This is a genomic window from Pseudomonas simiae, assembly GCF_000934565.1.
In the GTDB taxonomy this organism is placed as follows: domain Bacteria; phylum Pseudomonadota; class Gammaproteobacteria; order Pseudomonadales; family Pseudomonadaceae; genus Aquipseudomonas; species Aquipseudomonas simiae.
In genome coordinates this window covers 3,133,759-3,152,952 of the sequence record NZ_CP010896.1, presented here as the reverse complement: position 1 = coordinate 3,152,952, position 19,194 = coordinate 3,133,759, and the positions used below count along the sequence as shown (strand labels likewise).

Below are 19,194 nucleotides of genomic sequence, written 5' to 3'. Positions count from 1 at the left end.
AAGCGATGTCAGAACCGATCCAGGCGATAGGGCGCCACTGACGGTGCTTGGCCCGTCCTCGCCAACGCCCCAACCCACTCGGCCGTCACCGCCGCCTGGGTCAAACCCAAATGCTGATGCCCAAACGCAAGCAGCACCTTGCCGTCACACACCCGGTCAATCACCGGCAGTGAATCCGGCAGCGACGGCCGAAATCCCATCCATGGTGTTGCACCTTCTGCACTCAACTCCTCGCGAAACAACCCCTTGCTCAACCGATGCAACTGCCAGGCGCGCGCCATATTCGCCGGGCGATCAAGGCCGGCGAATTCCACCGTGCCAGCCAGGCGCAGCCCGTCGGCCATGGGCGTCATGATGAATTTGCGCTCCAGGGAGGTGACGGCAAACGGCAGGCGATTGTGTTCATGGGGCAGCATCAGGTGGTAGCCGCGCTCGGTGTCCAGTGGGACTTTTTTGCCGGTCAGGGCGGCGGTCAGTCTGGCCGAGTGGGCGCCACAGGCGATCAACACCTGGCGCGCGCTCAGCGGTCCCTGATCGGTGGTGAGTGAGACGCCGTGCGCGTCGACGCGGCCATCCAGCACCTGGCGTTTAAGAAATTGCACACCACTGGCCTTGGCCGCGTGCACCAGTTCGCAGACCACGTGGTAGGGATCTAGAAAGTGCCCGGTACCTGGGAAAAACAGCCCGCCCTGGAGGTTGTCGCTCAACTGCGGTGCGGCTTGGCGAATGGCGTCGCCAGACCAGAAATCCACCGGCACCTGCTGCTGTTGCATGCGCTGCTGCAAGGCATTAAGGGCGTCCCGTGAATCCGCGCGCTCAAATACCAGCAGCGAGCCGTCCTCACGTAGCAACTGCGGATGCCCGATGCTGTGCAGCAGGCGCTGCCACGCCCCCAGGCTGCCTTCATTGAGCGTGCGAATTCCCGCCACGGTGCGCTGATAGCTCGCCGGGCGCAGGTTCAACAGCAGGCGCAAGAACCAGGGCAGGGCGTGCGGCAGGTATTTCCAATCCAGGCGCAGCGGGCCCATGGGGTCCAGCAGCATGCCGGGCAACCGCTTGAGGATCGACAGGTCGGCGATGGGGAACACCTGTTCGGTCGCCAGGTGCCCGGCGTTGCCATACGACGCGCCCATGCCGGGTTCCTGTTGGTCGACCACCCACACTTGCTGGCCTTGGCGCGCCAGTTGCAGGGCGCAGGCGACGCCGATGATACCGGCGCCGACCACTACGATATCGGGATCGGACATGGCCTACGCCTCCCTCTGGCCATCAAGCAGGCGCCGCAGCAGCAAAGGGTTACCGTGCTGGAGCGCGTCAGGCAGCAGTGCATCGGGGAAGTCCTGATAACACACCGGTCGCAAAAACCGCTGGATCGCCGCCGTGCCCACCGACGTGCTACGTGAGTCCGACGTGGCGGGGAATGGGCCGCCATGAACCATGGCATCACAGACTTCCACACCCGTCGGCCAGCCATTGACCAACAGGCGGCCGGCCTTGCGCTCAAGCACCGGCAGCAGGGCTTTGGCGCTTGGCAAATCGTCGTCATCCAGATGCAGGGTGGCGGTGAGTTGACCTTCCAGGTGTTCGGAAACCTGATGCATCTCTTCGTTGCTGGCGCAAACGACTATCAATGAGGCTGCGCCGAACACTTCAGCCTGCAACTGTTCATTGGCTAAAAAATCCTTCGCCGGGGTCACGAAAAGGTGAGCCTGGCCCTGGTTGGGGCCTTGTGCCGCCAACCCCTTCGCCGCCACCCTGGCGTGTTCAGTCAGTGCTGTCACGCCTGAATCGAAGGCCTTGAAAATACCGGGGGTCAGCATGGTCTGCGCCGCACAGGTGGGCAGCAGCTCACTGGCCGTGCTGATGAAGCGATCCAGCGCAGGCCCTTGTACGCCAATCACCAGGCCTGGGTTGGTGCAGAATTGCCCGGCACCCTGGGTCAACGACCCCACGAAGCCTTTCGCCAACCCTTCGCCGCGCGCCGCCAACGCGGCTGGAAACAGATAAACCGGGTTGATCGAGCTCATTTCTGCATACACCGGAATTGGTTCGGGCCGTGCCTGCGCCGCCTGTGTCAACGCCACGCCACCGCTGCGCGAGCCGGTAAAGCCAACCGCCTTGATCCGCGGATCGGTGACCAGTGCAATCCCCACTTCGCGGCCCGAACCGTAAAGCAATGAAAACACACCCTCGGGTAAACCACAGGCCTGGATGGCCTGCGCCACCGCCCGGCCCACCAGTTCACTGGTGCCCGGATGCGCGCCATGGGCCTTGACCACCACCGGGCAACCGGCGGCGAGTGCGGAGGCGGTATCGCCCCCCGCTACGGAAAAGGCCAGGGGGAAGTTGCTCGCACCAAACACGGCCACCGGGCCCAGTGCAATATGGCGCTGGCGCAGGTCTGGACGAGGCAGAGGCTGGCGCTGCGGCTGTGCAGGATCCACCCGCACATCCAGCCATTCCCCGGCGCGTACGGTGCGGGCGAAGGTGCGCAGTTGGCCGCAAGTGCGCCCGCGCTCGCCTTGGATACGCGCACGTGGCAGGCCGGTTTCGGCGACGGCGCGCTCGATCAGTTCATCACCCAGGGCTTCAATGTGCGCGGCGATGGCTTCAAGGAAGGCGGCCCGAGCTTCCAGCGAGGTTTCGCGGTACCCATCAAACGCCGCCCACGCCAAGGCGCAAGCCTGGGCGACATGTTCGCGGTCGCCGCCCGGATAGGCCGGTTCCATGGGGGTATCGGTTGCGGGGTTAACCGCCCGGATCGCCTCGCGATTGCCGGTAGTGGCGTGCTGACCGATCAGCATCTTGCCCGTCAGAGTCATGGGATCGTCCTGGTAGAAAAGAGGGTGGCCGCTGCGAGAACCGCAGCGGCGCGCAAGGGCATCAGGCGACGTTCTGTTCCGCAGACCAGTTGGCGTACCACTGGCGGAACAGCGCGTACTGGTGTTCGGCGTAACGGCGTTGCGCCTCGCTGAGTACGTCGGTCTCGTTGAAGTGCAGGGCATAGCCCTGATCGCCGTTCAACACCATCAAATGCTTGTAATACAGCACCAGGTCGCAGCCTTCATCGAAGGACGACAGCACCGACAGCGCAGCCTCCAGCTCACGGGCCTGGCGACGGGCCTTGGCATCGCCCTTGGCGGCCTTTTTGCTCAATGCCACCAGTTGCAGCACTTCCCGTGGCAGGGCGTTACCGATGCCGGTGATGGCGCCGGTGGCGTTGCAGTTGACGAAACCGTGTACCACCTGGGTGTCCACGCCGACCATCAAGGTCACATTATCGTCCTGGGAGGTGATGTGTTCGGCGGCGTAGCGCAGGTCGGCACCGCCGCCGAACTCCTTGAAACCGATCAGGTTCGGGTGTTCGCGGCGCAGTTCGAAGAACAGGTCGGCGCGGGTGGCGAAGCCGTAGTAGGGGCTGTTGTAGATCACTGCCGGCAGGTCTGGCGCGGCCTTGAGGATCGCCGAGAAGTGCGCCTTTTGTGCGGTAGCGGATGCACCACGGGACAGCACGCGCGGAATCACCATCAGGCCGTGGGCGCCGACCTTGGCGGCGTGGGCGGCATGGGCCACGGCTTCGCGGCTGTTGACTGCACCGGTGCCGACGATGGTCGGTACACCGGCGGCCACCAGACGTGCCACGCCTTCCTGGCGTTCGGCCTCGGTGAGCAACGGCCAGTCGCCCATGGAACCGCAGTACACCACGGCGCTCATGCCGATATCGATCAACTCGCGGCCCTTGGCGACCAGGGCGTCGAAGTCCGGCTTGCGCTCAGCGGTGCACGGGGTCATCAGGGCGGGGATGCAGCCGGTGAAGATGTTGTCGCTCATTGTTCTAGCTCCTTGGAACGTTCAGTACAAACAGGGGAGGGCTCAGATGCCCCAGGCAAAAGGGTCGCGCTCGTCGATCAGCAAGGTGCTGTCGGCGGTCATGTAGGCGTTGCCGGTGATGAAGGGGCGTACACGCTCGCCGTCCCATTCATAGTGGCCGTCGAATTGGCTGCCGGTGATGCTGGCTTGGGTCCAGGTTTCGCCGGGCTTGAGTGTGCCATCGGCGGCCAGGCAGGCCAGTTTGGCGCTGGTACCGGTGCCACAAGGCGAGCGGTCGTAGGCCTTGCCGGGGCACATGACGAAGTTGCGGCTGTCGGCCCGGTCGTCATCGGCGAACAACTCGATGTGGTCGATCAGTGCGCCGTCTGCACCGTGAATGCCTTGAGCTTCCAGGGCCTTGAGCATCGCCCAGGTGTAGTCGGTGAGCGCATCCACGTTGTCCATCTGCAGGCGTTGGCCATGGTCCGACACCAGGAAAAACCAGTTGCCGCCCCAGGCGATATCGCCGTAGACCACGCCGTGGCCGGGCACCTCCACCGGCACCTGTTGGTGCAGGCGATAGGCGGGCACATTGCGCAGGGTCACGGCGCCGTCTTCGTGCAGCGTTGCGGCAACCGGGCCGACGGGTGTGTCGATGGTGTGCACGCCGGGCTGGATGCGTCCCAAGTGGTGCAGCGACGCGACCAGGCCGATGGTGCCGTGGCCGCACATGCCGAGGTAACCGGCGTTGTTGAAGAAGATCACACCGCAGATCGCGCCCGGCGTGACGGGTTCGCAATACAGCGCGCCGACCAGTACGTCATTGCCACGCGGCTCAAGCAGGCAGGCGCGGCGCCATTGATCATGCTCGGTGCGCAGGCTGTGCAATTGATCGGCAATCGTGGCGCCGCTCAGCGCCGGGAAACCGCTCATGACCAGGCGCGTCGGTTCGCCGCCGGTGTGGGAGTCGATCACATGCAGTCGCTTCATAAAATGCTCCTGAATCAGTAGGTCGCGGGCGTCAGCGGGGCGTGAGGCTCGTCAACCGCTTCGCTTTCATCGGCTTCGTGTTCCAGCCGTACCAGGTGAGCCGGTACGCCCGTCGCGGCGCCCCAGTAATAAATGCCCAGTGCGCAAGCCGCGACGACTATTGTGTCGAGCGGATGGCCGATCACGCCGATGCCGCCGAAACTGCCGAGCTTGGAGAGCAGGATGGTCACCGCGTAGAAGCCGATCAGCCAGGCAGACGAGCGCACTTGTTGCTTGATGTTGAGGTGTGCGGTTGGCACCCAGCGGGCACACAGCAGGTACACCACGAACATCAGGATCTGCAGGCCGAGCAGCCAGGAAACCGTGTTCCAGCCGGACCAGTACACAATCAGCGCGGCGATGATGAACGACAGCGGACCCAGCACCGCCATGCCCTTGACCCGGAACGGCCGCGCCATCTGTGGCGCATTGCGACGCAGTGCAGCGACGGTGACCGGCGCCACGGCGTAGCTGAGGATCAAGGCTGCGGACACCACGTTGATCAGCGCTTCCCAGGACGGAAACGGTAGGGTCCAGAACACTGACAAGGCGAAGGTGAGCCATAGCGCCGGGCGGGGAATGCCGGATTTCTCATCGATACGCGTGAAAATCTTGAAGAACGTCCCGGTCTGCGCCCAGCCATACACCACACGGGGGGTCGCGTTCATGTAGATATTGCCGCAGCCGCTGGGGGAGATCACCGCGTCGGCCACCACCAGGTAGGCCAGCCAACCGACGCCCAACGCCAGGGCAATGTCCCGATAAGGCAGCGCCAGTTCCTTGCTGATCCCGGCCCAGCCGTTGGCGAGCATTTCCGTGGGCACGCCACCAAGGAAGGCGGTTTGCAACAACACGTAGATCGCTGTCGACAGCAGCACGGAAAGGATCAAAGCAATCGGAATCGTGCGTTGTGGGTTCTTCACTTCACTGGCCACCGAGATGATCGGCGTCAGCCCCAAGTAGGCAAAAATCACCCCGCCGGCCGACACCGCCATCTCGATGCCCGACAGCCCAAACGGCGCGAAACCCTGGACCTGGAAGTTCGCCGGTTTGAAGAAGGTGAACAGCACACCAATCACCAGCAACGGCACGATGAATTTGAATACGCTTACCAGATTGTTGGCGATGGCGAAGGTCTTCACGCTGCGGTAGTTGAGCACGAAGAACAGGCACAACAGGGCGAATTGCACCAGCCAGCCAAGGGGCGTCGGGTCGCTGGAACCGGCCTTGGTCAGTTCTGGAAACCACGCCGCGGCGTATTGGCGCGAGGCGACGACTTCGATGGCCACCAGGCTGGAAAACGCGATCAGGGTGATGAAGCCCATCAGATAGCCCAGCAGCGGGCCGTGTGAATAAACCGGGTAGCGCACAACGCCGCCGGCGCGCGGTAATGCCGCGCCCAACTCACAGTACACAATGCCCAGCAGCAGCACCGCGAACCCGCCGATGAGCCAGGAAATGATGCCCGCAGGACCCGCAATTGCAGACACGTGACTGGCTGCGAACAACCAGCCCGAACCAAAGATGGCACCCAACCCGATAAAGGTCAGGTCCATCAGGGAAAGCTGTTTCTTGAACTTGCCTTGAGCTGACATAGCGTCGCCTTCTTGTGAGTTATTGGATAGGCATGCAGTGGCCATACAGTGAACTTCCAGACGGCGGCGCGATTGATGTTTTTTGCCGGCATCGATGACGAAATCAGCACAGTTTTGCTTTCTCGACAGGGGGGCGAGCATCGGGCAATCTGCTACCCGTGAAGGCAACCAGTGGGGATCAACCGTCATGATGCAGAGCGCGTTTGCGACCCTTTGCCAAGGGAGCAGCCCCCAAGACATCGAACAGTTATTGGGCAGTGTCGCGCAGCTATTGCCGATGCTGGACGTGATCCCCAATGCCGCGATTTTCATCAAGGACACCCACGCCCGATACGTGCTCGCCAACCGCACCCTGGTGCAGCGCTGTGGCCTCAAGCAGTTGCAACCGCTGTTGGGCAAGACCAGTGCCGAAGTCTTTCCCGCGCAATTGGGGCCGGGCTACACCGAGCAGGACCGACGCGTGCTGGAGCAGGGTTTTGTGCTGGAAGATCAGCTGGAACTGCACCTGTACGGCACCCGCGAACCCGGCTGGTGCCTGACCCACAAGTGGCCGCTGTACAACCACACGGGCGCGATCATTGGCCTGGCCGGTATCTCGGTCGACCTGCAAACCGCCAGCGAAAGTCACCCGGCGTACCAGCGCCTGGCCGCCGTGGACGCGCACATCCGCGCGCACTTCAACCGTCGCGTGACCCTGGGTGAATTGACGCGGATCGCCGGCATTTCAGTGGCGCAGTTGGAGCGCTACTGCAAGCGCGTGTTCCACCTCACGCCTCGGCAGATGATCCAGAAAGTGCGGCTCGAGCACGCGCACCGGCTGTTGCACACCGACCTGCCGATCACGGAAGTCGCGTTGCAGTGCGGGTATACCGACCACAGCGCCTTTACCCGCCAGTTCAAGGCGTCGACGGGGTTTACGCCGAGGCAGTATCGGGATACCCGTTAAGTATCCGGTGGGCGCTTTGCTGTGGGAGCTGGCTTGCCTGCGATGCAGACGCCCAGAGGGATCAGGTAGATCCGGTAGACGCCTTCGCAGGCAAGACAGCGCCCACATTTGATTGCGCCCAGTCTGTGAAGGGGGCTCATTCCAATGCAACGAATGGCCCACACCACCCTCATATGTTCACGAGCAATGCTTTACGACAACAGGTACCAGACTTATGACGGCGGCTGAAAAGAACCATGTGAACTGGCTGGTGGAACAATCGATGCTGCACGCGGCACGCCAGCGCGCCAGGCTCTATTCGGGCCAGGGCCGGTTGTGGCAGCAGCCATACGCGCAGACTCGGCCCCGTGATGCCACGGCCCTGTCGTCAGTGTGGTTTACGGCGTACCCGGCGTCGATCGTTACCCGCGAGGGCGGCACGGTGTTGGAGGCGCTGGGGGACGAGGCGCTGTGGCATGCCTTGTCGAAGATCGGTATCCAGGGTATTCACAATGGCCCGCTGAAGAAGTCTGGTGGCTTGAAGGGCACGCAGCACACGCCGACCATCGATGGCAACTTCGACCGCATCAGCTTCGAGATCGACCCCGAGTTGGGCACCGAGGCCCAGCTGCAGGCGTTGACGCGCATGGCGGCGGCGCACAATGCGGTGATCATCGACGATGTGATTCCTTCGCACACCGGCAAGGGCGCAGACTTTCGACTGGCCGAGATGGCGTATGAGGACTATCCCGGCCTGTACCACATGGTGGAAATTCGCGAAGAAGACTGGGCGTTGCTGCCGGACGTCGTCGAAGGCCGTGATGCGCAGAACCTCAGCCCCGCCCAGGTCGACGCGTTGCGTGACAAACACTACATCGTCGGCCAGTTGCAGCGGGTGATCTTCTTTGAGCCCGGCGTCAAGGAAACCGACTGGAGCGCGACAGACGTGGTGCAGGGCGTGGATGGCAAGCCGCGCCGCTGGGTGTACCTGCATTATTTCAAGGAGGGCCAACCGTCGCTGAACTGGCTGGACCCGACCTTCGCCGCACAGCAGATGATCATCGGTGATGCGCTGCACGCCATCGACGTGATGGGCGCGAAGATCCTGCGCCTGGACGCCAATGGTTTCCTGGGGGTGGAACGCAAGCTGGACGGTACGGCCTGGTCCGAGAGCCATCCGCTGTCGATTACCGGCAACCAGTTACTCGGCGGCGCGATCCGCAAGGCCGGCGGCTTTAGCTTTCAGGAGCTGAACCTCACCGTGGATGACATCGCGTCCATGTCCCATGGCGGTGCCGACCTGTCCTATGACTTCATCACCCGACCGGCTTACCAGCACGCGCTGCTGATGGGCGATGCCGAGTTCCTGCGCCTGATGCTGCGTGAAATGCACCGCCAGGGCATCGACCCAGGCTCGCTGATCCATGCGCTGCAGAACCACGATGAATTGACCCTGGAACTGGTGCACTTCTGGACGCTGCATGCCCATGACACCTTTCTGTACCAGGGCCAGACGTTTCCCGGCAACATCCTGCGCGAGCACATCCGCGAGCAGATGTACGAGCGCCTGGCCGGCGAGCATGCGCCGTACAACCTCAAGTTCGTGACCAATGGCGTGTCGTGTACTACGGCAAGCATCATCACGGCGGCGCTGGGCATTCGTGATCTGGAGGCGATCACAGCGGCGGATATCCAGCAGATCCGTCAGATCCATTTGCTGCTGGTGATGTACAACGCCATGCAGCCTGGGGTGTTTGCCTTGTCGGGGTGGGACTTGGTGGGCGCGCTGCCGCTGGCGGCTGAAGAGGTCGAACACCTGATGCAGGATGGCGACACCCGCTGGATTCACCGTGGTGCCTATGACCTGGTGGATCTGAACCCGGATGCGCAGCTTTCGGCGGGCCATATGCCGCGTTCGAATAGCCTGTATGGCAGCTTGAACACCCAGTTGCAGGACCCCGAATCCTTTGCCTCGCAACTGCAGAAAATCCTCGCGGTACGCCGTGCCTATGACATCGCCGCCAGCCGCCAGATCCTGGTGCCAGAGGTGGAAAACTCGGCGCTGCTGGTGATGGTCCACGAATTGCCGGCCGGCAAAGGCACACAAATCACTGCGTTGAATTTCGGTGCCACGGCGATCACCGAAACCCTGCACTTGCCGGATATTGCTGCCGGAATGGTGGTGGACATCATCAACGAGCGGGTGGAGGGCGACCTGACGGCGGAGGGGGCATTTACCATTACCCTGGATGCGTATGAAGGGTTGGCGCTGCGGGTGGTCAGCAGCTCGCCCCTCTAACGTTGACGCACCCTTTTGTGGTGAGCGTGCTCACCACAAAAGATCGCAAGTTGTTTCGGAGTTTCCTTACGTTGCCTGAATAAAGTCGCATGTTAGTGTCCTGTTCATTACGTGCCTCTTATTAGTATGGCGACTCAAAGGAACAGGAATGCGATCTCTGTCGGTATCCAGTGAAGAACAGTTAACTGCACAACTTCCGCGTGCAGCATTAGTGGTCAGTCTCGCCACTCGGCAAGAAGAAATACGTGAGGTGCAACGCCTGCGTTATCGAGTATTCACCGAAACGTTCCAGTTGTCTGAACTCGAAAATCCAGAGGCGTTGAATACCGATGAGTTTGATGACTACTGCGACCACTTGCTGGTCCGCGACGCCAGTACTTCAGCCGTGGTCGGCACCTACCGCTTGATGGGCCCGGCCGCTGCACAGCGCATGGGGCACTACTATTCGGAAAGGGAGTTCGATCTCAGTGGGTTGGCGTCGTTGCGCGCCAGGACAGTCGAAGCCGGGCATGCCTGTGTTCACCCCGAGTACCGCAGCGGCAGCGTGATCATGATGTTGTGGTCGGGCCTGGCGAAGTACATGGAACGCGAGGGTTGTGATCATTTGATGGGCTGCGCAAGCGTGAGCCTGTCCGACGGCGGCCACGATGCAGCAGCGTTGTATCGCGGCTTTACCGCGCAGAATCTGGCGCCCGCCGACTATCGCGTAACGCCCCACCTGCCTTTCCCCCTTGATACGTTCGAGCCCGGACATGTGCCGCGCGTCCCCCCGTTACTCAAAGGTTATTTACGCAGCGGGGGTTGGGTCTGTGGTGCGCCGGCCTGGGATAAGGAATTCAATGTGGCGGACTTCTTTATGTTATTGCCGCTGTCGAAGTTGGACAGTCGTTATGCGCGACATTACTTGAAGCCTAAACAATCATAAGGGTTGATCAATATGTTCCTGAGTGAAGAAAGAGATGCGGCTTTAGCCTGTATTCCGGACGTGGTGGCTGTTCTAGAAAAGACCTCGCTTATTGAACTTGAACGCGGTGAGTCGAAACAACTGGCCACGTTATTTAGAACTGTCGGCGCTCCAGGGCTTTCCATCGCCAAGGCACTTGGCGGTGGAGGGCTTAGTGCCGTCAACTTGGCCCAGGTGCATACCTGGGTCGGCGCCCATTGCCCTTCATTGGCGGTGATGATGACCATGCACCATCACACGGTGGCCGGCATGATGGCAGCCAGTCGTTTCTTTCCCGATATTCAGGGGCTGCTAGGCCTGGTCGCCCGCGACAACCTGTTGGTTGCCTCGGGTTTTGCCGAGGGCCGGGCGCACGCCAATATCCTTGAGTCCACGCTGTCCGTTGAAAAGACCGCCGCGGGTTATCTGGTGAGCGGCAGCAAGAAGCCGTGCACGATGACCCATCACTTTGACGCGATCACCTTTGGCGTCAACTACGTCGACCCGCAAGGCCAGACGCATATCGGTATCGGCCTGGGGTTGGCGGGTGATCCGAACATCCAGCGCAACAAGTTCTGGTCGGTGCCGCATTTGCAGGCAGCCGATAGCCATGAAGTGATCTTCAACAAGCTCTTGGTGCCAGAGGCGATGATGTATTTCAGTAAAGCCGTGGATCACCAACTGGACGATGTGCAGCAGGGCACCGGTGAGCACTTGTTTGCGATCTGGTTCCAGCTGCTCGCCTCGGCGTCCTACCTGGGCATGGCGTCTGCGCTGGCGTCGAGGGCATTGGCGTGCAACAAAGGTTCGCAGGATGATCGCGCAATGCTGCTGATCGATCTGCAGGGCGCGACGATGGCGATACGTGGGCTGGCGGACGCGATCGACCAGAACCGGTTCCTGCGCGCTGACCTGGCGCGCGCGCAAGCCACGCGGTTTGCGGTGCAGGAGGCGATCAACCGTATCAGTACGCGGGCGTTCGAAATCCTCGGAGGCATGGCGTTCATGTCCTCCGAGGAAGTCGCTTACCTGTTGGTGGCAACACGGGTACTGGCGTTTCATCCGACTTCACGGCTCGCCAGTGTGCCGTTCCTGTGTGAACAGCTGAGTTAGTAACGTTGCGGCACGATGAGTTCCGGTGGCGTCGGGCTGCGGGAGTAATCCTCCTGCCGCACGCGCTGCGGCAGTTCGATCACCGGTAACTCGACCTCTTCATATGGCATCTGCCCGAGCAAGTGGTGGATGCAGTTGAGGCGAGCCTTCTTCTTGTCATCCGCCTGCACCACCCACCACGGCGCTTCGGCGATGTGGGTGCGTTCGAGCATGATTTCCTTGGCTTTGGTGTAGGCCTCCCAGCGCCGACGCGACTCCAAGTCCATGGGGCTGAGCTTCCATTGCTTGAGCGGGTCGTGAATGCGGCTGAGAAAGCGCAGGTGTTGTTCCTGATCGGAAATCGAAAACCAGTACTTGATCAACTGAATACCGGAGCGGGCAAGCATGCGCTCGAACTCCGGCACGGTGCGGAAGAACTCTTCATACTGGTCCGCGTTGCAAAACCCCATGACTTGCTCGACGCCGGCACGGTTGTACCAGCTGCGATCGAACAGCACGATTTCGCCTGCGGCCGGCAGGTGTGAAACGTAGCGCTGGAAGTACCATTGGGTCTGTTCGCGGTCATTCGGCGCGGGCAGGGCGGCGACCCGGCAGACCCTGGGGTTCAGGCGCTGGGTGATGCGCTTGATGACACCTCCTTTGCCGGCGGCATCGCGTCCTTCGAACAGGATCACCACCTTGTGGCCGGTCTTGACCACCCAGCTTTGCAATTTCACCAGTTCGCCCTGCAGGCGGAACAGTTCGCTGAAATAAATCCTGCGCGCGGCTTTTTCACTGCTTTCACCCTCGTGCTCGTCAAACAGCGCGTTGAGGTCGTGCCCATCTTCGGACAATTCCAGTTCCAGCTCTTCGTCACTGTGATCCAGCAGCTCACGGTGGATGCGCTGCATCAAGGCGTCTTCTATGGAGGACATGGGGCGGAACTCGCGTGGGGGGGATGGCAAAGTCTTAGTCGCATTTTGTTACTAACCAATGACATCAAATCCCGTCATTGCGGGGGGAGAGGGGGACAAACAGGCGTTTTGCCACTCCACGTTCATAAAACCGTAACAAGATTGTTGCAGAGTTGCCGGGCCCGAAATCACAAGGATTTTCCTTAATGAAACGTCTGATGAAGTCTGCTGCACTCGCCGTTGCGGTTTCTCTCAGTGCCACCTCGGTGTTTGCTGCCGAGAGCATCCGCCTGACCGGTTCCGGTGCGAGTTTCCCGGCACCGATCTACCTCACCTGGTTCAAGGATTTCAGCAAGAAAACCGAGGGCGTCACCGTTGACTACCAATCCAAGGGTAGCGGTGCGGGTGTACAAGACTTCCTGAACAAAACCGTCGACTTCGCCGCCAGCGACTCGGCCATGAAAGACGAAGACATCGCCAAGGTGGCCGAAGGCGCGCAACTGCTGCCGATGACGGCCGGTGAAATCGTGCTGGCCTTCAACCTGCCGGGCAATCCTAAAGAGCTCAAATTGCCTCGCGATGTGTACTCCAACATCTTCCTGGGCAAGATCACCCAGTGGAACGATCCTAAGATCGTCGCCGCCAACCCAGGCGTGAAACTGCCTGACATGCCGATCACCGTGGTCGTGCGCGCCGACTCCAGCGGCACCACCGCTGTGTTCACCAAGCACTTGGCCGCGATCAACCCTGAGTTCCAGAAAGACCTGGGCGAAGGCAACACCGTCAATTGGCCAGCCAGCGACAAATTCATCAAATCGCCGAAGAACGACGGTGTGACCGCCACTGTGCGTCAGACCCCAGGCGCGATTGGCTACATCGAATACGGCTTCGCCAAACTGGCCAAGGTTGACTTTGCCCAGTTGCAGAACAAGGCCGGCAAGTACGTCGTACCGAACGCCGAAAGCGGCGCAGAAGCCCTGGCTGCGGTGAAAATGCCGGAAAGCCTGGTGGCCTGGCTGCCGGATCCGGATGGCGCCAAGTCCTACCCGATCACTTCCTACACCTGGATGATCTTCCGCAAGGACAACGGCAACCCGGCCAAAGCCAAGGCCATGCGTGAAATGGTTGAGTACAGCCTGACCGAAGGCCAGAAAATCGCCGACTCGATGGGCTACATCCCACTGCCGCCATCGGTTGTCGATCAAGTTCGTAAAGCTTCCGCCAACATCCAGTAAGGCCGCCAGGCGGTTCCCGGCATGGGCTTTCAGCCATGCCGGGAGCGTTCCCCCCTTGTTCCGGAATTAGCCAATGAACACACCTTTTGTCGTACCGGTTAACCCGGATTCTGCGTGCCAGCCACCCTCTACGAAGGATTTCCTGGTTGACCGCACCTTCCGTGCACTTGCACGCATAGGCGTAGTGCTGGTGCTGGCGCTGGTTTTTGCGCTGGTCTTCGAAGTAGGGCGCAAGGCACTTCCCGGCATGGAAAAGCACGGTTTTGATGTGCTGTTCGGCAGTGTGTGGGACGTTAACCAAGGTAAATACGGCATTCTGCCAGCTATTTGGGGCACGCTTTACAGCGCCTTTATCGCGTTGCTGATCGCAGGTTTTTTCGGCGTCAGCATGGCGATTTTTCTCACCCAGGATTTCCTGCCGGCAAAACTCGCGGCGGTGTTTCGCACCATCGTTGAATTGCTCGCCGCCATCCCCAGCGTGGTCTATGGCCTCTGGGGCATTTATGTGGTCATCCCGGCCATCCGCCCGCTTACCGCGTGGCTGAACACCGAACTGGGATGGATCCCGTTTTTCGGCACGTCCCTCAGCGGGCCGGGCCTGCTGCCGGCGGCGCTGGTACTGGCGATCATGATTCTGCCCACCATCGCCGCCGTTTCCCAGGACGCCCTCACCGGTGTGCCGATGAAAACCAAGCAAGCTGCCTACGGCATGGGGACCACGCACTGGGAAGCGATTCTCAAGGTGATGGTGCCATCCGCCGCCACCGGCATCTTCGGTTCCCTGGTGCTCGGCCTCGGTCGCGCCTTGGGTGAAACCATGGCCCTGGCCATGTTGGTAGGTAACGCGAACAACATTTCCCTCTCGCTGTTTGCACCGGCCAACACGCTGGCGGCCTTGTTGGCACTGAACTTCCCCGAAGCCGGCCCGAATGAGATTGAAGTGTTGATGTATGCCGCACTGGTCCTGATGTTTATCACGCTGCTGGTAAACATCATCGGTTCGATGATCATGGTCTACGCCCAGCGGGGTACCAAATAATGACTGATCTCTCTACGCCCATCGTCGCCATGCCGAGCCTGCAGCGGCGGTTCGAAGGCCGTGCCTTGCGCAGCCTGGTGCTGACCACGCTGGTGTGGTTCGGCGCGCTGCTGGCCGCCGTCCCGCTGATTTCCGTGCTCTACATGCTGATCACCCGTGGCGGCGCGCGCCTGAGCCTGGAAGTGTTCACCGAGCTGCCGCCCACCGGCTTCGAGACCGGCGGCGGCTTCGGCAATGCCATGGCTGGTACGTTCGTGATGGTCGGTATCGCTGCCGCCATTGCCGTGCCGGTCGGCATCCTGGCCGCGATTTTCCTCGCGGAGCTGGGGCCGGACAGCAAACTGGCGAACGCCTCGCGCTTCGCCGCGAAGATGCTCACTGGCTTGCCGTCGATTCTGGCGGGTGTTTTCGCCTACGCCCTGGTGGTGATGACCACTGGGACTTATTCGGCACCGGCCGGTGGCGTGGCGCTGGCCGTGCTGATGCTGCCTATCGTGGTGCTGACGGCTGAAGAGTCGATGAAGATGGTGCCCAAGATCATGAAGGATGCCGCCTACGGTATGGGTTGCACCCGTTCGCAGGTGATCTGGAAAATCGTCTTGCCCACCGGCATGCCGGCGATCCTGACCGGTGTGATGCTCGCCGTTGCACGTGCTGCCGGCGAAACCGCACCGCTGTTGTTCACCGCGCTGTTCAGCAACTACTGGATCTACCACGACGGCAGCCTGGCAGTCATGAATCCGACGGCATCCCTTGCCGTGTTGATTTACAACTTCTCCGGCATGCCTTTCGATAACCAGCTCGAGCTCGCATGGGCGGCCTCGTTGGTGCTGGTAATGATCGTGCTGGTCGTGAATATCGTGAGCCGTATCTTCGGCAAGCCCAAGTACTAAGAACGGGAGCACCTGAATTTTGAACGTATCAACTGCGCAAAAAGCCGCTCCGTTTGTCACCCAGGCGCCTGTGGTCATGGACTGCAAGCTGGACAAGATTTTCTACGGCAACTTCATGGCGGTGCGTGATAGCCATGTGCCGATCGAGAAGAACAAGATTACCGGCTTCATCGGCCCGTCCGGCTGCGGCAAGTCCACCGTGCTGCGTAGCCTCAACCGCATGAATGACCTGGTAAAGGGCTTCCGTTTCGAAGGCCATGTGCATTTCCTTGGCCAAGACGTTTACGGCAAGGGCGTGGACCCTGTGGTCGTGCGCCGTTATATCGGCATGGTGTTCCAACAGCCCAACCCGTTCTCGATGAGCATCTTCGACAACGTGGCCTTCGGCTTGCGCCTGAACCGCTACAAAGGCGACCTGGGCGACCGCGTCAAACACGCGTTGCAAGGCGCGGCGCTGTGGGATGAGGTCAAGGACAAGCTCAAGGTCAGCGGCCTGTCGCTCTCCGGCGGCCAGCAACAACGCCTGTGCATCGCCCGTGCCATCGCAACCGAACCGGAAGTGCTGTTACTGGATGAACCGTGTTCGGCACTGGACCCGATTGCCACGCGCCGTGTCGAAGAGCTGATGGTCGAGTTGAAAAAGGATTACACCATCGCGCTGGTCACCCACAACATGCAGCAAGCGATCCGTGTGGCGGATACCACCGCGTTTTTCTCGGTGGACATTTCCCAGGGCACCCGTACCGGTTACCTGGTGGAAATGGGCCCGACCGCGCAGATCTTCGAGAACCCGCGTGAGCAAATGACCGGGGACTACATCAGCGGCAAGTTCAGCTGACCCATGCAGCGTTTTTCAGGATTGCCAATGCCTGCAACACATCGTCTTGACCTGGCCGCGATTGAACGCGCACTGCGTGAGGTCCAGTCGCGTTTTGCCCAGCTCAGCCAGGACTTCACCGAGCCACGCGACCCATTCACAAACGAAGTGCTGCAGAATGTGCTTGAAGGTTATGCCCTGATTGACGACTATGTTGCGCGCGGTGTCGACCTGTTTGACCTCCAGCAACTGAACCTGATGCTGGAGATCAATGCCACGGTACTGTGTGGCAGCGACCCGGTACGCCGGCAGGAATACGCGCAGCACCTGGCGGCGACCGAAGTGCACTTTTTCAACAATGTCGAAGGTGGCATCAAGGATCTGTACAACTGGTATTGCAAGCACCATAACGAATCCGTATGGAAGCGAGCCGCCGGTGTCTACGTACGGGTCCTGAGCAAGCCGCAGTTGTTCATTGAAGGCAATCACCGCAGCGGGTCGCTGATCGTCAGCTACCTGCTGATGCGCGAGGGGTTGCCGCCTTTCGTGCTGACGCTGGACAACGCCGAGGGCTATTTCAACCCGTCCTCGGTGATACGCAACTCCGCCAAGCATGGCGTGATGGCTTTGTACGAATTGCCCAAGATCAAGAAAAAATACGCAGCATTCCTGGAAGATAATGCTCCGGATCCAACAGAATTTTTCCTGAGCGACACACCCGCGCCCGCCCATCAGGGGGGCCGTTGATGGGAAGGTACCCAGTGCTCGACACGATCAAGCGTGTGTTCAAGCGTCAGCGAATCCGTATTTCGTTCGACATCGACGACACACTGGCCTGCCAGCTCCACCACAGTGCGACCGAACACAGCCGCTTGCCGGCGTGTGTGCACCGTTGGTTGGGCGAACCCCTGCGCAGCGGCACCCGTTCCCTGACCCGCGAGCTACGTCGCCAGGGCTGCAGTGTCTGGGTCTACACCTCATCCGGCCGCACCCCGTCCTACATCCGCCGCTGGTTGTTGCTGTACGGCATCCACGTCGACGGCGTGGTCAACAGCGTGCGCCATAACCAGGCACTCACGGAGCGCGGGTTGACGAGCACCCCGTCGAAATTTCCGCCGGCCTTCGACATCGACTTGCACGTCGATGATTCTGAAGGCGTTCAGCTTGAAGGTTTCGACCACGGGTTTCGTGTGGTGGTGGTTGACCCGCAAGACGAGCAATGGGCGCAACGGGTGTTGGAGGCTGTTGCACAGGTCCAGGCACAATTGGCTCGCCAACAGCCGCAGAGGCACAAGGTGCCGGTGCGGGCTTATCCAGGCCTGACGGTGAACGGTTGAAGCAAAAAGGGCAACTGAAAGATCAGTTGCCCTTTTTGCTTACTTGGCGTTCAACGCCCCAAGAAACTCGGTATGCCGTAACACCTTCGAAAACATCGGCAGTGTGAAGTTTTCCGCCGCTTTTTGCTGTTCGTCGGTGAACGTCGCTGTACAGTCGGCCAGAGTCACCACGTTATAACCCTTTTCATAACCTGATCGAACCGTGCCTTCGACGCAGCAGTTGGTCAGGAATCCTGCCACCACCAGGTTGTGGATGCCATTGTTGCGCAGCACCAGGTCCAGTCCAGTGGTAGCAAAACCATCCAGGCCGCGCTTGCCTTCCACAAGAATATCGCCAGGTTCACGGCTGATCGCATCGGTGATGTCTGCGCCCCAACTGCCGGTGCGGAACGCGCTGCCATCGGCAACGCCCTTTAAAATCCCGTAGTCGCGTGTCGTCAGCTCCGGATAGCCCTCCGCGAACTGAATCGGCAGGTGAATGATCTTCACGCCCAGTTGGCGCGCCTGTTGCACCGTAGTTGCGGTATTGGCCAGCATGTCGGTCGCGTGCATGACGTCTTTGACGGCGTCATGGAAGACGCCACCGGGAGTGGTGAAATCGTTCTGGAATTCGATCAGGACAAGGGCGGTGGCGTGGGGATTCATGGTGCGTCTCCGATAGGTGGGTTCAAGCACTGGGTTCGGGTGTCAAGCATAGAGCTGGGATCGCAGTCTGGCCGATTTTGTAACGCGCATACCACCGGTTATACACCGGATTGATCACCCGCAACGGCACCCGGTGGTGTTGACGAGGCCACAGGCGCAGCGTTCACCATTCGTCTAATGCCCGGCACTCTGAAGAATGTACTGTCTCTGAATAATAAGCACGGATACCCCGAGCGTAAGAAAGGAGAGCCCGTATGGAAATCAATGAAAACGCCCCAGGGAATATTTCACAGCAAGCAGTAACCCGCGGCACAGATAATGAAACAGGGCACGATCCAAAGCGCGATGACGACAATATCCCGCTGCCACCGGACGACGAGGCACCGCTTGAAGAGGATATGTCTGACGTGGACGCTGCCGATTCGGTAGCGAGCGAGCATCCCGACCACTGATGTGCCTCCCAGCACAACAATTCCGACGTGTGCGTCGGGATTGTTGTTTATGCCCGTGGGGAGGGCATCAGGATCGCCGAGCAAGGGCCCAAGTGACGCCCATGAGCCGGGTTTATTCCTCTGGATGCTACCTAGATCACTGATCTACCGAGCTTTTTCGCCAGCCTCG

At 60.6% G+C, this 19,194-nt stretch carries 18 protein-coding genes; 11 read left to right on the top strand and 7 right to left on the bottom strand.

From position 1 onward, the window contains the following. Positions 1-8: 8 nt before the first annotated feature. The 5 genes from PF1751_RS14085 to PF1751_RS14065 all read right to left on the bottom strand — a co-directional run bounded on the left by PF1751_RS14085 (position 9) and on the right by PF1751_RS14065 (position 6,434). A complete protein-coding gene (locus tag PF1751_RS14085) occupies positions 9-1,247 on the bottom strand; it encodes an NAD(P)/FAD-dependent oxidoreductase (protein WP_044287240.1) in 1,239 nt (412 codons plus the stop codon). 3 nt (positions 1,248-1,250) lie between these two features. Then, positions 1,251-2,822 (bottom strand): aldehyde dehydrogenase (NADP(+)), encoded by a 1,572-nt coding sequence (locus PF1751_RS14080; RefSeq protein WP_044287239.1) that lies wholly within the window; start codon positions 2,820-2,822, stop codon positions 1,251-1,253. A 61-nt stretch (positions 2,823-2,883) separates the two neighbouring features. After that, positions 2,884-3,831: a dihydrodipicolinate synthase family protein gene (locus PF1751_RS14075; RefSeq protein ID WP_044287238.1), complete on the bottom strand. Its 948-nt coding sequence runs from the start codon at positions 3,829-3,831 to the stop codon at positions 2,884-2,886. 42 nt (positions 3,832-3,873) lie between these two features. Next, positions 3,874-4,800 carry a 4-hydroxyproline epimerase gene (locus PF1751_RS14070; RefSeq protein WP_044287237.1) on the bottom strand — a complete coding sequence of 309 codons (927 nt, stop codon included), beginning with the start codon at positions 4,798-4,800 and terminating at the stop codon, positions 3,874-3,876. Positions 4,801-4,814: 14 nt separating this feature from the next. After that, entirely contained in the window at positions 4,815-6,434 is a 1,620-nt protein-coding gene (locus tag PF1751_RS14065; RefSeq protein WP_044287236.1) for an APC family permease, read from the bottom strand. Positions 6,435-6,621: 187 nt separating this feature from the next. Between PF1751_RS14065 and PF1751_RS14060 the strand changes: the two genes are divergently transcribed. The 4 genes from PF1751_RS14060 to PF1751_RS28050 all read left to right on the top strand — a co-directional run bounded on the left by PF1751_RS14060 (position 6,622) and on the right by PF1751_RS28050 (position 11,714). Continuing rightward, complete coding sequence (locus PF1751_RS14060; protein WP_010210281.1) at positions 6,622-7,380, top strand: AraC family transcriptional regulator; 759 nt, start codon at positions 6,622-6,624, stop codon at positions 7,378-7,380. 214 nt (positions 7,381-7,594) lie between these two features. Beyond that, the gene (gene treS, locus PF1751_RS14055; RefSeq protein WP_044287235.1) at positions 7,595-9,658 is read left to right on the top strand and encodes a maltose alpha-D-glucosyltransferase; all 2,064 of its coding nucleotides are present in this window, start codon (positions 7,595-7,597) and stop codon (positions 9,656-9,658) included. A gap of 148 nt (positions 9,659-9,806) precedes the next feature. Then, positions 9,807-10,583 carry a GNAT family N-acetyltransferase gene (locus tag PF1751_RS14050; protein WP_021493085.1) on the top strand — a complete coding sequence of 259 codons (777 nt, stop codon included), beginning with the start codon at positions 9,807-9,809 and terminating at the stop codon, positions 10,581-10,583. A gap of 63 nt (positions 10,584-10,646) precedes the next feature. Then, positions 10,647-11,714 (top strand): acyl-CoA dehydrogenase family protein, encoded by a 1,068-nt coding sequence (locus tag PF1751_RS28050; RefSeq protein WP_144407262.1) that lies wholly within the window; start codon positions 10,647-10,649, stop codon positions 11,712-11,714. On the opposite strand, the gene ppk2 is transcribed toward PF1751_RS28050, so the two are convergent. After that, the gene (gene ppk2, locus PF1751_RS14040; protein WP_010210290.1) at positions 11,711-12,628 is read right to left on the bottom strand and encodes a polyphosphate kinase 2; all 918 of its coding nucleotides are present in this window, start codon (positions 12,626-12,628) and stop codon (positions 11,711-11,713) included. The two genes, PF1751_RS28050 and ppk2, sit on opposite strands and share 4 nt — an antisense overlap. Positions 12,629-12,813: 185 nt before the next feature. On the opposite strand from ppk2, the gene pstS reads away from it, so the two are divergent. The 6 genes from pstS (at position 12,814) to PF1751_RS14010 (ending at position 17,928) form a co-directional block, all read left to right on the top strand. Next, entirely contained in the window at positions 12,814-13,842 is a 1,029-nt protein-coding gene (gene pstS, locus PF1751_RS14035) for a phosphate ABC transporter substrate-binding protein PstS (RefSeq protein ID WP_010210291.1), read from the top strand. Positions 13,843-13,915: 73 nt separating this feature from the next. Then, positions 13,916-14,881, top strand: a complete 966-nt coding sequence (pstC, locus tag PF1751_RS14030) for a phosphate ABC transporter permease subunit PstC (RefSeq protein WP_010210292.1) — start codon at positions 13,916-13,918, stop codon at positions 14,879-14,881. Continuing rightward, on the top strand, positions 14,881-15,774 hold the full coding sequence (pstA, locus tag PF1751_RS14025; protein WP_010210293.1) for a phosphate ABC transporter permease PstA: 894 nt from the start codon (positions 14,881-14,883) through the stop codon (positions 15,772-15,774). The genes pstC and pstA overlap by 1 nt, the downstream gene beginning before the upstream one ends. A 76-nt stretch (positions 15,775-15,850) precedes the next feature. Next, complete coding sequence (pstB, locus tag PF1751_RS14020) at positions 15,851-16,612, top strand: phosphate ABC transporter ATP-binding protein PstB (RefSeq protein ID WP_010210300.1); 762 nt, start codon at positions 15,851-15,853, stop codon at positions 16,610-16,612. Positions 16,613-16,639: 27 nt separating this feature from the next. Then, entirely contained in the window at positions 16,640-17,338 is a 699-nt protein-coding gene (locus PF1751_RS14015; protein WP_010210302.1) for a hypothetical protein, read from the top strand. Next, a complete protein-coding gene (locus PF1751_RS14010) occupies positions 17,338-17,928 on the top strand; it encodes a hypothetical protein (RefSeq protein WP_029529138.1) in 591 nt (196 codons plus the stop codon). The genes PF1751_RS14015 and PF1751_RS14010 overlap by 1 nt, the downstream gene beginning before the upstream one ends. A gap of 39 nt (positions 17,929-17,967) precedes the next feature. On the opposite strand, the gene PF1751_RS14005 is transcribed toward PF1751_RS14010, so the two are convergent. Next, positions 17,968-18,573, bottom strand: coding sequence for a cysteine hydrolase family protein (locus PF1751_RS14005; protein ID WP_010210309.1), 606 nt, complete (start codon positions 18,571-18,573; stop codon positions 17,968-17,970). Positions 18,574-18,827: 254 nt separating this feature from the next. Here PF1751_RS14005 and PF1751_RS14000 point away from each other — a divergent pair, with 254 nt between their 5' ends. Next, a complete protein-coding gene (locus PF1751_RS14000) occupies positions 18,828-19,025 on the top strand; it encodes a hypothetical protein (protein WP_021493090.1) in 198 nt (65 codons plus the stop codon). Positions 19,026-19,194: the final 169 nt, after the last annotated feature.

What these genes read in the sequence shown, in the direction of transcription:
- PF1751_RS14085 (WP_044287240.1), bottom strand. Translation starts at nt 1,247, where the DNA reads ATGTCCGATCCCGATATCGTAGTGGTCGGCGCCGGTATCATCGGCGTC.
- PF1751_RS14080 (WP_044287239.1), bottom strand. Translation starts at nt 2,822, where the DNA reads ATGACTCTGACGGGCAAGATGCTGATCGGTCAGCACGCCACTACCGGC.
- PF1751_RS14075 (WP_044287238.1), bottom strand. Translation starts at nt 3,831, where the DNA reads ATGAGCGACAACATCTTCACCGGCTGCATCCCCGCCCTGATGACCCCG.
- PF1751_RS14070 (WP_044287237.1), bottom strand. Translation starts at nt 4,800, where the DNA reads ATGAAGCGACTGCATGTGATCGACTCCCACACCGGCGGCGAACCGACG.
- PF1751_RS14065 (WP_044287236.1), bottom strand. Translation starts at nt 6,434, where the DNA reads ATGTCAGCTCAAGGCAAGTTCAAGAAACAGCTTTCCCTGATGGACCTG.
- PF1751_RS14060 (WP_010210281.1), top strand. Translation starts at nt 6,622, where the DNA reads ATGATGCAGAGCGCGTTTGCGACCCTTTGCCAAGGGAGCAGCCCCCAA.
- treS (WP_044287235.1), top strand. Translation starts at nt 7,595, where the DNA reads ATGACGGCGGCTGAAAAGAACCATGTGAACTGGCTGGTGGAACAATCG.
- PF1751_RS14050 (WP_021493085.1), top strand. Translation starts at nt 9,807, where the DNA reads ATGCGATCTCTGTCGGTATCCAGTGAAGAACAGTTAACTGCACAACTT.
- ppk2 (WP_010210290.1), bottom strand. Translation starts at nt 12,628, where the DNA reads ATGTCCTCCATAGAAGACGCCTTGATGCAGCGCATCCACCGTGAGCTG.
- pstS (WP_010210291.1), top strand. Translation starts at nt 12,814, where the DNA reads ATGAAACGTCTGATGAAGTCTGCTGCACTCGCCGTTGCGGTTTCTCTC.
- pstC (WP_010210292.1), top strand. Translation starts at nt 13,916, where the DNA reads ATGAACACACCTTTTGTCGTACCGGTTAACCCGGATTCTGCGTGCCAG.
- pstA (WP_010210293.1), top strand. Translation starts at nt 14,881, where the DNA reads ATGACTGATCTCTCTACGCCCATCGTCGCCATGCCGAGCCTGCAGCGG.
- pstB (WP_010210300.1), top strand. Translation starts at nt 15,851, where the DNA reads ATGGACTGCAAGCTGGACAAGATTTTCTACGGCAACTTCATGGCGGTG.
- PF1751_RS14015 (WP_010210302.1), top strand. Translation starts at nt 16,640, where the DNA reads ATGCCTGCAACACATCGTCTTGACCTGGCCGCGATTGAACGCGCACTG.
- PF1751_RS14010 (WP_029529138.1), top strand. Translation starts at nt 17,338, where the DNA reads ATGGGAAGGTACCCAGTGCTCGACACGATCAAGCGTGTGTTCAAGCGT.
- PF1751_RS14005 (WP_010210309.1), bottom strand. Translation starts at nt 18,573, where the DNA reads ATGAATCCCCACGCCACCGCCCTTGTCCTGATCGAATTCCAGAACGAT.
- PF1751_RS14000 (WP_021493090.1), top strand. Translation starts at nt 18,828, where the DNA reads ATGGAAATCAATGAAAACGCCCCAGGGAATATTTCACAGCAAGCAGTA.